General features: G+C 71.5%; 10 protein-coding genes and 1 pseudogene. 3 read left to right on the forward strand and 8 right to left on the reverse strand.

Annotated features, from left to right (window positions below):
- Positions 1-65 precede the first annotated feature (65 nt).
- Positions 66-947, reverse strand: a pseudogene (locus tag OG883_RS21225) (RNA polymerase sigma factor); the annotation flags it as partial.
- Positions 948-1,092: 145 nt separating this feature from the next.
- Between OG883_RS21225 and OG883_RS21230 the strand changes: the two are divergent.
- Entirely contained in the window at positions 1,093-1,785 is a 693-nt protein-coding gene (locus tag OG883_RS21230; protein ID WP_266543201.1) for a TetR/AcrR family transcriptional regulator, read from the forward strand.
- A 107-nt stretch (positions 1,786-1,892) separates the two neighbouring features.
- Here OG883_RS21230 and OG883_RS21235 read toward each other — a convergent pair whose 3' ends face one another.
- Positions 1,893-2,603 carry an SIMPL domain-containing protein gene (locus OG883_RS21235; RefSeq protein ID WP_266543203.1) on the reverse strand — a complete coding sequence of 237 codons (711 nt, stop codon included), beginning with the start codon at positions 2,601-2,603 and terminating at the stop codon, positions 1,893-1,895.
- A gap of 160 nt (positions 2,604-2,763) precedes the next feature.
- Here OG883_RS21235 and OG883_RS21240 point away from each other — a divergent pair, with 160 nt between their 5' ends.
- Complete coding sequence (locus OG883_RS21240; protein ID WP_266543205.1) at positions 2,764-4,569, forward strand: bifunctional UDP-sugar hydrolase/5'-nucleotidase; 1,806 nt, start codon at positions 2,764-2,766, stop codon at positions 4,567-4,569.
- Between the two features lie 19 nt (positions 4,570-4,588).
- Here the strand turns inward: OG883_RS21240 and OG883_RS21245 are convergent, their stop codons facing one another.
- From OG883_RS21245 to OG883_RS21270, 6 genes are all read right to left on the reverse strand, one after another.
- The gene (locus OG883_RS21245; RefSeq protein ID WP_266543207.1) at positions 4,589-6,001 is read right to left on the reverse strand and encodes a lysine N(6)-hydroxylase/L-ornithine N(5)-oxygenase family protein; all 1,413 of its coding nucleotides are present in this window, start codon (positions 5,999-6,001) and stop codon (positions 4,589-4,591) included.
- Positions 5,961-7,403, reverse strand: coding sequence for an aminotransferase class I/II-fold pyridoxal phosphate-dependent enzyme (locus OG883_RS21250; RefSeq protein ID WP_266543209.1), 1,443 nt, complete (start codon positions 7,401-7,403; stop codon positions 5,961-5,963). Before OG883_RS21250 ends, OG883_RS21245 begins: the two co-directional genes overlap by 41 nt.
- A gap of 327 nt (positions 7,404-7,730) precedes the next feature.
- Positions 7,731-10,232: an aminopeptidase N gene (pepN, locus tag OG883_RS21255; protein ID WP_266543211.1), complete on the reverse strand. Its 2,502-nt coding sequence runs from the start codon at positions 10,230-10,232 to the stop codon at positions 7,731-7,733.
- Positions 10,233-10,287: 55 nt separating this feature from the next.
- Positions 10,288-10,461 (reverse strand): hypothetical protein, encoded by a 174-nt coding sequence (locus tag OG883_RS21260; RefSeq protein ID WP_266543213.1) that lies wholly within the window; start codon positions 10,459-10,461, stop codon positions 10,288-10,290.
- Between the two features lie 310 nt (positions 10,462-10,771).
- Positions 10,772-11,098 carry a chorismate mutase gene (locus OG883_RS21265; RefSeq protein ID WP_266543215.1) on the reverse strand — a complete coding sequence of 109 codons (327 nt, stop codon included), beginning with the start codon at positions 11,096-11,098 and terminating at the stop codon, positions 10,772-10,774.
- Positions 11,099-11,109: 11 nt separating this feature from the next.
- A complete protein-coding gene (locus tag OG883_RS21270) occupies positions 11,110-11,997 on the reverse strand; it encodes an AraC family transcriptional regulator (RefSeq protein ID WP_266543216.1) in 888 nt (295 codons plus the stop codon).
- 141 nt (positions 11,998-12,138) lie between these two features.
- Here OG883_RS21270 and OG883_RS21275 point away from each other — a divergent pair, with 141 nt between their 5' ends.
- Entirely contained in the window at positions 12,139-13,923 is a 1,785-nt protein-coding gene (locus OG883_RS21275; protein ID WP_266543217.1) for a beta-galactosidase, read from the forward strand.
- Positions 13,924-13,943 lie beyond the last annotated feature (20 nt).

Raw genomic sequence — 13,943 nt, forward strand, 5'->3', positions numbered from 1 at the left:
GCGGGGGTGCTCCGATGAGCATATGGAACGCCCCCGCGCACGGGGCCGGCGCAATTCCGTGCGGATCATGACAGGTATCCGCGCAGCGCCCGGGCGCGCGAGGGGTGCCGCAGCTTGGACATGGTCTTGGCCTCTATCTGACGGATGCGCTCACGGGTGACTCCGTAGACCTTGCCGATCTCGTCCAGGGTGCGGGGCTCGTCGCCGTCGAGCCCGTACCGCAGGGAGATGACACCGGCCTCGCGCTCGGTGAACTCGGCGAGGACGGCGCGCAGATGGCCCCGCAGGAGCTCCGCGCCGACGAGGTCCTCGGGGGCGGGAGTGGTGGTGTCCTCGATGAGGTCACCCAGTTCGGCGTCGCCGACGGCATCACCGAGGGGGGTGTGGAGGGAGACGGGAGCCCGGTCGTACCCCTGGATGCGGGTGACTCTCTCCTCGGCGACGTCGAGGGCGGTGGCGAGTTCGGCGGTGGTGGGGTTGCGGCCGAGGAGGGTGATCAGCTCGCGCCGGACGCGGGCGAGCCGGTTGATCTCCTCGACCATGTGGACGGGAACGCGGATGGTGCGGGCCTGGTCCGCCAGCGCGCGGCCGACGGCCTGCTTGATCCACCAGGTGGCGTACGTGGAGAGCTTGAAGCCCTTGGCGGGGTCGAACTTCTCGATGGCGCGCAGCAGTCCGAGGTTGCCTTCCTGGATGAGGTCGAGGAAGAGCATGCCGCGGCCGGTGTAGCGCTTGGCGATGGAGACGACGAGCCGGAGGTTGGCCTCCAGCATGTGGTTCTTGGCGCGCCGGCCGTCCAGCGAGGTGCGCTCGAGGCCGGGGGTGGGGATGCCGGTGGCGGCGATCTCCTCCTCCGCGCGCACTCCGGCCTGGACCCGCTCACCGAGCCGGACCTCCTGCTCGGCGGTGAGCAGCGGGATGCGGCCGATCTGCTTGAGGTAGTCGCGGGTCTGGTCGGTGGCGGGGGCGGTGAGTGCTGCGGGCAAGTCGGTGCCTCTCGTCGCGACTGATTAGGTTGGGCATAAATTTAGGTTGAGCCCACGACTTATGTCAAGCATAATTTTAGGACCGGCCTATGAGAAGGTGGATCCCATGAGCGCACAACCCCTGCGGGAGCAGAAGAAGAAGCAGACCCGGCAGGCGATCTCGGACGCGGCGACAGGGCTGTTCATCGAGCGCGGCTTCGACCGGGTGACGATCGCGGACGTCGCGGCGGCCGCTGGCGTGGCGAAGATGACGGTCACCAACTACTTCCCGCGCAAGGAAGATCTCGTACTGGATCTGAGCGAGGCGTTCGTCTCCGGTCCCGCCCGGGTGGTGGCCGCACGGCCGGCCGGGGTCTCGCCACTGGAAGCGCTGCGGGACGACTATCTGGCTGCGGTGCGGAAGCAGGACCCGGTGATCGGCTTCTCCGGGGAGCCGTTCGCGCGGATGATCGTGGACAGCCCGGTGCTGCTGGCACGGCTGCGGGAGTTCCACGAGCAACGGGAGGCCGCGCTGGCCGAGCAGCTGGGCGCGGAGGCGGGCGCGCGGGCCGGCACGGGCGGAGCATGGGGGGATCCACAGGCCCCAAAGGACGCAGAGGACCCGGAGGGCATCACATGCCGGGCGGTGGCGGCCCAGTTGGGAGCCGCGCTGCGCGTGCTCTTCGGGTGTCTGCTGGAGCGGACGCTCACCGGCGGGAGCAATGCGGAGATCGCCGCGCCCCATGAGGCCGAGGCGCGGCGGGTCTTCGAGCTGCTGGAGCCCTCGCTCGCAAGGTGCTGTCCGGTCGATCGGGCCTGATCGGTGCGCGGCGCCCGGCGAGGGGGGCACCGTGCCGGACCCGCGAGCCCGGCAGGACCGGCCGGAAAGGAACCCGCCAGGCCCCCGACAGGAGAACCGGACAGGGCCTACAGCTGCGGCGGGGTCATCGTAAAGCGGGCGTTGACCTGGGCGTAGACCGTCTGGCGCTGGGGCTCCAGATCGAGGGCCGGGGCCATCTCGGCGGCTTCGGCGCCGTACGCGGCCATGCGCATGCCGCCCAGCGCCGGAGGCCCGTCGTACGCAACGGCGTTCTCCGCGCCCAGATCGGCCAGTTCGACCAGGGCCGCCAGCTGTGCGCCCAGCGCCTCTGCGTATTCGCGGGCGCGCTGGACGGCTTCCTTCACCGCCTGGCGGCGGGCCTCGCCGTGGGCCGGGGAATCGGGACGCAGCGCCCACCAGGGGCCGTCGACGCGGGTCAGCTCCAGGTCCGCGAGGCGGGTGGTGAGTTCGCCGAGGGCGGTGAAGTCCCCGAGCTCGGCGGTGATGTGGACCCGGCCGTGGTACGCACGGATGCGTTCGCCGCGGCCGTGCCGGGTGAGCTCGGGACTGATGGAGAACGCCCCTGTCTCCAGCTTCTCCACGGAGTCGCCGTAGGACTTGATCAGGTCCAGGACGGCTGAGTTGCGGCGGGTGAGGTCCTCCAGCGCGCTGCGCCGGTCCGTGCCGCGCGCGCTGACCGCGACGCCGATCCTGGCGATCTCCGGGTCGAACTCCAGGCGCGCCTCCCCGCGTACGGCGACCCGGGGTGTCTCCGGAGTGCCGTACGGCGCGGGGGTGGCGGATGCGTCGGTGGTCACGGAAAGCTCCCTCGTACGTCCTTGGGCAGTCGTCCCGGACACTCTCGCATCCGCGCAGGACAACCGGCAGACACCAGATCGAAACCCGCGAGGGGTGTTGCCGGATGATGCTCCTGCGCCAGAATCTACGCGCGTTGTGCACCGAAACGAGGGAGACGAAATGCCGCTGAACCGTAGGACGTTCCTGGAGCGGTCGGCCGCCGCCGGGGCCGGTGTGGCCATCGCCGGAGCCGCCGCAGCGCCCGCCACGGCACAGGAGCGCGGCCACGGCCAGGGACGCCCGCCGAAGCGGTACTCCTTCACCGTCATGGGGACCACCGATCTGCACGGCAATGTCTTCAACTGGGACTACTTCACGGACAGGGAGTTCGACGACAAGGCCCACAACGACGTGGGCCTCGCGAAGATCTCGACGCTCGTGGAGAAGATCCGCAAGGACAAGGGCCGGCGCAACACGCTGCTCATCGACGCCGGCGACACCATCCAGGGCACCCAGTTGTCGTACTACTACGCCAAGGTCGACCCGATCACGGCGAAGCGCGGCCCCGTGCACCCCATGGCCCAGGCCATGAACGCCATCGGCTACGACGCGGCGGCGCTCGGCAACCACGAGTTCAACTACGGCATACCGGTCCTGCGGAAGTTCGAGGAGCAGTGCGACTTCCCGCTGCTCGGCGCCAATGCCCTGGACGCCAAGACGCTCCGTCCGGCCTTCGCGCCGTACAGCGTCCACCGGCTGCGCACGCCCTGCGGCCGCGATGTGAAGGTCGCCGTCCTCGGTCTGACCAACCCCGGCATCGCCATCTGGGACAAGGCCAATGTGCAGGGCAAGATGGTCTTCCCGGGGCTGGAGGAGCAGGCCGCGAAGTGGGTGCCGAAGCTGCGCTCCATGGGTGCGGACGTGGTCATCGTCTCCGCGCACTCGGGCTCCAGCGGCACCTCTTCGTACGGCGACCAGCTCCCGTACATCGAGAACGCCGCGGGTCTCGTCGCCGAGCAGGTGCCCGGCATCGACGCGATCCTCGTCGGGCACGCGCACACCGAGATCGCCGAGTACTTCGTCACCAACAAGGAGACCGGCAAGCAGGTCGTGCTCTCCGAGCCGCTGAAGTGGGGCCAGCGGCTCACCCTCTTCGACTTCGACCTGGTGTGGAGCAAGGGCCGCTGGACGGTCGAGAAGGCCGGGGCGCAGGTCCTCAACTCCAACACGGTCGCCGAGGACCAGAAGATCACCCGGCTGCTCGGCGACGAGCACAAGAAGGTCGTCGCGTACGTCAACCAGGTCATCGGCACCTCCACCGCCGCCATGTCCACGGCCGCGGCGCCGTGGCAGGACGAGCCGATCATCGATCTGATCAACCATGTCCAGGCCGAGACGGTGAAGGCGGCGCTGGCCGGCGGTCAGTACGCGGCGCTGCCCGTGCTCTCGCAGGCCTCCTGCTTCTCGCGCACCGCGGCGATCCCCTCCGGCCGGGTGACCATCAAGGACGCGGCCGGGCTCTACCCGTTCGAGAACACCCTGGAGGCGCGTCTGGTGACCGGCGCGCAGCTCGCGGCGTATCTGGAGTTCTCGGCGAAGTACTACGTGCAGACTCCGGCCGGCGGGCCCGTCGACACGTCGAAGCTGACCAACGCCGACAACATCCCGGACTACAACTACGACGCGATCTCGGGTCTGACGTACGAGATCGACATCGCCAGGCCGGCCGGTTCACGGATCGTGAAGCTGTCCTTCGACGGCAAGCCGGTCGACCCGGCCGCGCAGTTCGTGCTGGCCGTCAACAACTACCGGGCGAGCGGCGGCGGGAACTTCCCGCACATCGCCGCGGCCCAGCAGCTGTGGGCGAACTCGGAGGAGATCCGGAACACGATCATCGGCTGGGTGCAGAAGAAGGGCACCGTCGATCCGGCGGAGTTCGCGTCCGTGGGCTGGAAGCTGACCCGGGACGGCACGCCCGTCTTCTAGCCCCTGGCGTGCGAGGCGTTCAGATTCCCTGTGCCAGGGGCGTGAGCTCCGGTGCCTGTCCGGGGATTCTGGGCGCCTCGCGCCGTTCCAGTCCGAAGCTGGTGAAGGCGGTGCGCTGCGGCAGCGGGTAGGGCTCCTTGCCGGTGAGGGAGTTGAGGATGCTGGCGCTTCGCCAGGCGGCGAGACCGAGGTCGGGCGCGCCGACGCCGTGCGTGTGCCGTTCGGCGTTCTGTACGTATACCGAGCCGGTCACCGAGCGGTCGAGGACGAGCCGGAACCGGTCGTCGATACGCGGGCGTCCGGACGCGTCCCTCAGCACATACGGTTCGAGGCCGGCCAGCACCCGGTCGAGCGGCCGCTCCCGGTAGCCGGTCGCCAGGACCACGGCGTTGGTGGTGAGGCGGGAGCGGGTGGCCTGCTGGATGTGCTCGAGGTGCAGCTCCACCATGGTGGTGGCGACCCGGCCCGCGGTACGCACGCAGACTCCGGGGGTCAGGACGGCGTCGGGCCAGCCGCCGTGCAGCGTGCGGCGGTAGAGCTCGTCGTGGATCGCGGCGATGGTGTCCGCGTCGATGCCCTTGTGGAGCTGCCACTGGCGCGGGACCAGCGCGTCACGCGTCGGCTCGGGCAGGGCGTGGAAGTAACGGGTGTAGTCGGGGGTGAAGTGCTCCAGGCCGAGCTTGGAGTACTCCATCGGCGCGAACGCCTCCGTACGCGCCATCCAGTGGATCTTCTCGGCGCCCGCCGGGCGGGCCCGCAGCAGGTCGAGGAAGACCTCGGCGCCCGACTGTCCCGAGCCGATGACCGTGATGTGCTCGGCGGCCAGCAGCCGGTCGCGGTTCGCCAGATAGTCCGCGGAGTGGAAGACGGGGGCAGCGGGTGCGTCGACGAGCGGCCGCAGCGGCTCGGGGACGTACGGCTCGGTGCCCACCCCGAGCGCGATGTGCCGTGTGTATGTGCGGCCCAGCGCCTCCGCCTCGCCCTCCGCGTCGAGCTGGGTGAAGTCGACCTCGAAGAGGGACCGTTCGGTGTTCCAGCGGACGGCGTCGATCTGGTGGCCGAAGTAGAGGCCGGAGAGGTTGTCGCTGACCCAGCGGCAGTAGGCGTCGTATTCGGCGCGCTGGATGTGGAACCGCTCGGCGAAGTAGAAGGGGAAGAGCCGGTCCCGGTAGCGCAGGTAGTTGAGGAACGTCCAGGGGCTGGCCGGGTCGGCCAGCGTCACCAGGTCCGCCAGGAACGGGACTTGGAGCGTGGAGCCCTCGATCAGCAGGCCGGGGTGCCAGTTGAAGGCGGGCCGCTGCTCGTAGAAGGCGGTGGCGAGACCACCGTGGATCCCGTCGGCGAGCGCGGCGAGGGAGAGATTGAACGGGCCGATGCCGACGCCCACGAGGTCATGAGGCTGGTCGAGTTCGGTTGCGGGCATGCCGGTCATCGGGGGTGCCGCCTTCCACGAGTACGAGTTCGATCAGGACTTCTTGAATCAGAGCTGTCAGATCGCCGGGGGTGGCATGGGGATTGAGGAGGGTGGCCTTGAGCCAGAGCCTTCCGTCGGCGCGGGCCCGGCCGATGACCGCTCGGCCCCCGGTGAGCAGGGTGCGGCGGATGGCGGCGGTCTGCTCGTCGGTGGCCCCGGTGGGGCGGAACAGGACGGTGGAGATCGGGGGCCGCTCGTACAGCTCCAGGCCGGGGGTCTTCTCCACCAGGTCGGCGAGCTGACGGGCAGCGGCGCAGGTGCGGTCGACGAGCGCGCCGAGCCCGGTGCGGCCGAGCGCTCTGAGGGTGACGGCGACCTTGAGGATGTCGGGGCGGCGGGTCGTCCGCAGGGAGCGGCCCAGCAGGTCGGGCAGGCCGGCTTCGGTGTCGTCGTCGGCGTTGAGGTAGTCGGCGGTGTGGCCGAGGGCGGCGAGGCCGGCCCGGTCCGGTACGGCGAGCAGCCCGGCGGCGACCGGCTGCCAGCCGAGTTTGTGCAGATCGAGGGTGACGGAGTGGGCGCGCTCCAGGCCCGCCAGCCTGGCGCGGTGTTCCTGACTGAAGAGCAGCGGTCCGCCGTACGCGGCATCGATGTGCAGCTCGGCCCGGTGGCGCTCGCACAGGTCGGCGATCTCGGCGAGCGGATCGATCCGCCCGGTGTCGGTGGTGCCCGCGGTGGCGGCGACGAGCAGCGGCCCGTGCAGATCGGTGAGGGCCTGGTCGAGGGCGGCGAGGTCGAGCCCGTCGGAGGGCCCCGGGACGAGCACCGGCTCGGGCAGCCCCAGCAGCCAGGCGGCGCGTTGTACGGAGTGGTGGGTACCGGCCCCGCAGATCACCTGGACCGCGCCGTGCCGTTCGCGGGCGAGCAGCAGGCCGAGCTGGTTGGACTCCGTGCCGCCGGTGGTGACCAGGGCGTCGGGGTCCTTCGCGTGCGGATAGACCTCGGCGGCGAGCGCACGGGTGAGAACGGCCTCCAGCTCGGACGCGGCAGGGGCCTGGTCCCAGGAGTCCATGGAGGGGTTGAGCGCGGACGCGGCCAGATCGGCGGCGACGGCGAGGGCGAGCGGCGGGGTGTGCAGATGGGCGGCGCACAGCGGATCGGCGGGGTCGGCGGCGCCGCGCGCGACGGCGGTCACGAGGGTGCGCAGGGCTTCCTCGGCGCCGGTGCCGTGTTCGGGCAGCACGGGCTCGGCGGCCTCGCGCACCCACGCGGTGACGGCGTCGGGCCCGCCCGCCGGGAGCGGGCCGCCGCGGGCTGTCGCGCCGTCGCGGAGCGCGTCGAGCACGACGGCGAGCAGCGGCCGCAGCCCATCGGGGCCTGCGATGCCTCCGGCGAGGGGCGGGCCGGGCGGGAGCGTGCTCATGCGGGTCCTTCGGGGAGCGCTGGGGTGACACACCAGGGTGTACGGGGGATCTGGCGGTGTGCCCACAGAGCTCAACGATCTGAACCCGAAAGTGGTATTGCCGTGAGGTGCGGAGGAGTTGGTTCCGGGAGCCCTGCTATGAGGGTCCGGGGGCAGAGATCCGGATGGATGCCACTGCGCGGGCCTGTTCCCGCCGGCCGCTCCTTCCCGGACCGGGGCATCTCCCGAGGCCCCGGCCCGCGTTCGCCGCACGGGCTGACGTTTCAGCCCGTCAGCCCGTGCGGCGATCGAGGAGCGGCACCCGGGGGCGGAGCCCCGGGATGTCGGCTAACCGGCGCGTACCGCCAGTGCCCGGCGCAGGTCGTCGAGTTGGTCGACGAGCTTGCGGCGCAGTGCCGGCAGCATGTCCGCGTCGCGCAGACACTCCTCGCCCAGGCTCAGGGCCTCGGCGTCCACCGCGTGCAGCGGGAAGCCGTAGCGGCCCGCGGCCTCCGCGATGGCGGGGCCGCGGCGGGCGGCGAGCGCTACCGAGGCCGGATAGTAGCGGGGCACGTACTCCCGGACCAGGTCGGCCTGTTCCGGCTGCCAGAAGCCCTGGGCCGTGGCGGTGAAGAGGTAGTTGGAGAGGCCGTCGGAGGTGAAGAGCTGCTCCCACGCGGCCGCCTTCGCCTCGGGTGTGGGCAGGGCTGCGCGGCAGCGGGCCGCGCCCTCCTGGCCGGTGGCGCTGGGGTCGCGGTTCAGTTCCGCCGCGATCACCGGGTCCTCGATCGCGCCGAGGACGGCGAGGCGGGTGAGGATGCGCCAGCGCAGCTCGGGGTCGAGCTCCGGACCGCCGGGGACGCTGCCGTCGGCGAGCCACTCCTGGAGACTCTCGGGCTGGGCGGCGGAGTCGATGAAGTGGCGTACGGCGGTGAGGCGCAGGCCGGAACCGTTGCCGTCCTCCGTGCGGCGCATCAGGTCGCGGCAGAGGCCCCTGATCGTGGCGAGGGCCGCGGGACGCTGGTCGGCCGGGAGGTAGCAGTCGGCGATCTGGCCGGCGGCGAAGGCGAGGACGCCCTGGACGACGGCGAGGTCCTGCTCGCGCGGGAGGTGGGCGCGGGCGGCGTCCAGGTAGGCGGTGGGGGCCAGTTCGCCGTCGCGGACCATGTCGCGGGCGGCGTTCCAGATGACGGCACGCGTCAGCGGGTCCGGGACACCAGAGAGGGCACGTACCGCCGTCGCCCAGGAGACCGCGTCCAGGCGGACCTTGGCGTAGCTGACGTCGCCGTCGTTGAGGACGACGAGAGCGGGGCGACGGCCGGGGCGGCTGCCGTTCTGGCTGCTGTTCCGGCTCTGCGGGACGTCCAGTTCGAGGCGGTCGCGCAGCACGAGCCGGTCCGCGTCGACCGGGTCGACGTCGTAGGCGCCGACCGCGATCCGGTGCGGGCGGCTGCCGTCGCGCGCGATGTCCAGCGACCAGGTGCCGTTGGACTCGGCGACGGACGGGGTGAGCGTGTCGACACCGGAGGTACGCAGCCATGCCTCCGCCCACGCATGCACATCGCGGTCCGTGGCGTGCGCGAGGGAGTCGATGAAGTCGGCGAGGGTGGCATTGCCGAACCTGTGCCGGGCGAAGTGGGTGTTGATGCCGGCGAGGAAGTCCTTCTCCCCCAGCCAGGTGACCAGCTGACGCAGGGCCGAGGCGCCCTTGGCGTACGAGATTCCGTCGAAGTTGAGCATTGCGGACGCGGTGTCCGGGACGGCGGCCGGGTCGGGAGCGACGGGGTGGGTGGAGGGCCGCTGGTCGGCGTCGTAGCCCCATGACTTGCGCGCGATGGCGAAGTCCACCCAGGTGTCGGTGAAGCGGGTGGCCTCGGTGAGCGTCTGGTAGCCCATGTACTCGGCGAAGGACTCGTTCAGCCAGATGTCGTCCCACCACCTGAGCGTGACGAGGTCACCGAACCACATGTGGGCCATCTCGTGGGCGATGACCATGGCGCGGGTCTGGCGCTGGGTGTCGGTGACGGCGGAGCGGTAGATGAACTCGTCGCGGAAGGTGACCAGGCCCGGGTTCTCCATCGCCCCGGCGTTGAACTCGGGCACGAAGGCCTGGTCGTACGAGTCGAAGGGGTACGGCTCCTCGAACTTCTCGTGGTACCGGTCGTAGCACTGGCGCGTGATCTCGAGGATCTCGTCGGCGTCGGCGTCGAGGTACGGCGCGAGCGAGCGGCGGCAGTGGATTCCGAAGGGCAGACCGGCGTGCTCGGTGCGTACGGAGTGCCAGGGGCCGGCGGCGACCGCCACGAAGTAGGTGGCGAGCGGCGGCGTTGCCGCGCAGGTCCAGCGGCCGTCACCGGTGTGGGTGGCGATGCCGTTGCCGAGGACGCTCCAGCCCTCGGGGGCGGTGACGGACAGCTCGAAAACGGCCTTGAGGTCGGGCTGGTCGAAGGCGGCGAAGACGCGCTGGACGTCATCCATGAAGAGCTGGGTGTAGACGTACGTCTCGCCGTCGGTGGGGTCGGTGAAGCGGTGCATGCCCTCGCCGGTGCGGGAGTAGCGCATGTCCGCCTCGATGCGCAGCTCGTGCTCCCCGGCGCTGAGGCCGGTGAGCGCGAGCCGGTTCTCGACGAGCGACTCGGGGTCCAGGGGCTGCCCGTCGAGGGTGATGAAGCGCAGCGCGGCGGGCTTGAGCTCGACGAAGGTGTCCCCGGCCGTCCGCGCGGTGAACCGGATGACGGTGCGGGAGTCGAAGGTCTCCACGCCGGTGGTGAGATCGAGGTCGATCGTGTACCGGTGGACATCGAGGAGCTGGGCTCGGGTCTGCGCTTCGTCGCGCGTCAGTACGGGCATGGGAGCCATGCTGCCTGATGGGTCGCGTCCGGTACACGGGGTTGGCAGTTCGCTGTCAGCGCACCGGTCGGCGGCGCGTGATGTCGGCCACTGCGGTGTTCGCGAGGAGTACGGCGGTGAGGACGACCGCGATGGCGGTGCGCCCCGGTGCGTACAGCGCGCGGGCCGCGCCGCCGCACGACGGCCTTGACGGGCAGAACGCCCGCGAGTGGTAGCCGGACGCGCGCACTTGGGGAGGTGAGCAGGCCCACAAAGCGGCGGCCGGTGGCGTCACTGTGCGGCGACGCCCGGTGGCCGGTGGCGTCACGGTGCCGAAGAGCAGGCGGACACCGGCGCTGTCACGGGGCGAAGCCCCACCGGCACAGGCTGCCGATCGCGGTCACCTCGAGGAGGAACGCCTGGATCTCGTGGGCGGCGAACCGCGGCCGCCCCGCCCCTGCACCGGCGACGCCCCGGCCCCCGCACCGGCACCCGCACCGGCACCGGCACCGGCACCGGCACCGGCGACGCTCCCGTCCTGGCCCCGCGAGGCGGGCTCCTCAGGTGTCGTGCGGGGCCGACGGCTTGGCCGCGATGGTCTCGTGGTGGCGGATGACCTCGGCGATGATGAAGTTCAGCAGCTTCTCGGCGAAGGCCGGGTCCAGTTTGGCGCTCTCCGCCAGCTGCCGCAGCCGCTCGATCTGGCGCGCCTCCCGGGCCGCGTCGGCCGGCGGCAGATGGTGCTCCGCCTTGAGGTGGCCGACCTGCTGGGTGCACTTGAAGCGTTCGGCGAGCATATGGACGACAGCCGCGTCGATGTTGTCGATGCTCTCCCGCAGCCGGTTCAGTTCGGCGCGTACGGACTCGTCGATGTCCCTCGTGGTCATGGTCAGCGAGCTTACGTCGGTGACGTGACGATCGTCGGCGGGTGTTCAGGGTCTGGGATCCGGGTGCTCCAGCCGCCGGGAACGGCGCGGCCCTGCTGCTCCCGGAAGCGGATGGGCGCGATGCCGACGCGGCGGGTGAACAGCCGGGAGAAGTACGCCGGGTCCTCGTAGCCGACGCGGCGGGCGACGGCGGCGACGGGCAGCTCGGTGGCCGCGAGCAGCTCCTTGGCCCGGCCGAGGCGGATGCCGAGGAGGTAGTCCTTGGGGCTGCAGCCCGCGCCGCGTCGTACGGCGGTGCGCAGCTCGGCGGGGGTCATGCCGTGCCGGGCGGCGTGCTCGGCAACGGAGAGCGGTTGGAAGGCATCGCGGGCGAGCGCGGCGAGGACCGGGTCGCCCTCGGCATTGGTGTCGGCGCGGGCGCGGCGCAGGGCGACGAGGAGCTCATGGACGGCGGCGCCCGTCTCGACCTCCAGGAGCGGGTTACCACGGCGGGCGGCGCGGACGATCCTGCCCACGGCGGCGCGGGCCCCGGCGGCGTCGGAGAGCGGGACGACGGGCCGGTCGGGCTCTATGTAGCCCAGTTCCGTGTAGGTGACGGTGGCGGGCCCGGAGAAGTCGACGAAGCTCTCGTCCCAGCCGGCGGCCGGATCGGGGCCGTAGTGGTGCGGGACACCGGGGGTGAGCCAGATCAGGGCGGGCGCGGTGACGGTCGTGCGCCGTCCGTCGGTGCCGCGGAACCAGCCGCGGCCGGCGCTGATCACCACGGCGACATGGTGGTCGAGGGTGCGGGGGCCGACGGTGGGCAGGGCTCCGTGCTGGAGGCCGACGCCTAGGCAGACGAGACCGAGGCGGTGATGGACCGGGCTCGGTGTGAAATAGCGCATCCAGGTGTGGTACATCCGCCTCTGTCCTTCCCGTGGGGGCGCCGGAGGCCGGGATTGGGTCCTTGCGTCCAAACAGCGCCGATCTTTGTCCATGGACCGGCTCACCGCCAGGGGGCGATCGTTGGTCGCGGTACGTGACCAAGTGAGGGGCGGAACGTGGCTGAGTTCACGGTCGGTGATACGGACTTTCTGGTGGACGGGCGGCCGGTGCGGCTGCTGTCGGGGGCGCTGCACTACTTCCGGGTGCACGAGGCACAGTGGGACCACCGGCTGGCGATGCTGCGGGCCATGGGGCTGAACTGCGTCGAGACGTACGTCCCGTGGAACCTGCACGAGCCCGAGCCCGGCCGGTACGCCGACGCGGAGGCGCTGGGGCGGTTCCTGGACGCCGCGCACGCTGCGGGGCTGTGCGCGATCGTGCGCCCGGGGCCGTACATCTGCGCCGAGTGGGAGAACGGCGGGCTGCCGCACTGGCTGACCGGCCGCCTCGGACGGCGCGCGCGCACGGACGACGCCGAGTACCTGGGGCATGTGGAGCGGTGGTTCACGCGGCTGCTGCCGCAGGTCGTGGAGCGCCAGATCGGACTCGGCGGGCCGGTGATCATGGTTCAGGTCGAGAACGAGTACGGCAGTTACGGCTCCGACCAGGGCTATCTGCGCCACCTCGTGGAACTGCTGCAGAGCTGCGGAGTGACGGTCCCGCTGTTCACCTCCGACGGGCCCGAGGACCATATGCTGACCGGCGGTTCGGTGCCGGGCGTGCTCGCGACGGCGAACTTCGGGTCCGGCGCGCGGGAGGCGTTCGAGACGCTGCGCCGCCATCGGCCCACCGGGCCGCTGATGTCCATGGAGTTCTGGTGCGGCTGGTTCGACCACTGGGGCGGGGACCATGTCGTACGCGATCCGGCGGACGCCGCGGCAGCGCTGCGCGAGATCCTGGAGTGCGGCGCCTCGGTCAACATCTACATGGCGCACGGCGGCACGAACTTCGCCGGCTGGGCGGGAGCCAACCGGGGTGGCGGCGCACTGCACATGGCCGAGCTCCAGCCGGACGTCACGTCGTACGACTACGACGCGCCGGTCGACGAGTCCGGGCGGCCGACGGAGAAGTTCTGGCTGTTCCGGGAGGTGCTCGCGCAGTACGGGGAGGGGCCGCTGCCGGAGCCGCCGCCCGCCCCCGCCCGGCTCGGCACCCCGGTGCGGGCGGAGCTCGCCGAGTGGGCGCCGCTGGGGGACGTACTGGAGGTGCTCGGCGGGCCGGAGACGGAGACTCCCGTGCCGCCGTCCTTCGAAGAGCTGGACGTGGACCGCGGTCTCGTCCGCTACCGGGTCGACGTCCCGGGACCGCGGCAGCCGTATCCGCTGAGCCTCCCGGGTCTGCGGGACCGGGCCGTTGTGTACGTCGACGGGGTACGGGCCGGTGTGCTGAACGGCGAGAACACGGTGCTGGAGGAGCCGGTGGCGGGGCCCGCGGCAGTGGAACTGTGGGTGGAGTCGCTGGGGCGCGTCAACTACGGGCCGCGCACTGGCGAGTCCAAGGGGATCACCGGCGGCGTACTGCACGAGCGGCAGTATCTGCACGGCGTACGGGCGCGGGGGCTGCGGCTGGATGCGTTCGAGGAGGCGGGCGCGGTCGCCAAGGTGCCCTTCCGCGCGGCCGGGGAGTGGGCACCGGGCCTGTACCGGGGCGCCTTCGAGGTGAGCTCTCCGGGCGACGCGTCGCTGGAACTGCCGGGCTGGGGGCGCGGCTTCGTCTGGGTGAACGGCTTCAATCTCGGCCGCTACTGGTCGGTGGGCCCGCAGCGCGCGCTGTACGTCCCCGGGCCGGTGCTGCGCGCGGGCACGAACGAGGTGTGGGTGCTGGAGCTGGAGAGCGCGGGAGCGCCTGAGGGCGATGGCGTTGGCGTTGGCGTTGGCGAGAGGGTTGTTCGCCTCTCCTGAGCCGTACCGCCGCGCAGCCG

The organism is Streptomyces sp. NBC_01142 (assembly GCF_026341125.1).
GTDB lineage: Bacteria > Actinomycetota > Actinomycetes > Streptomycetales > Streptomycetaceae > Streptomyces.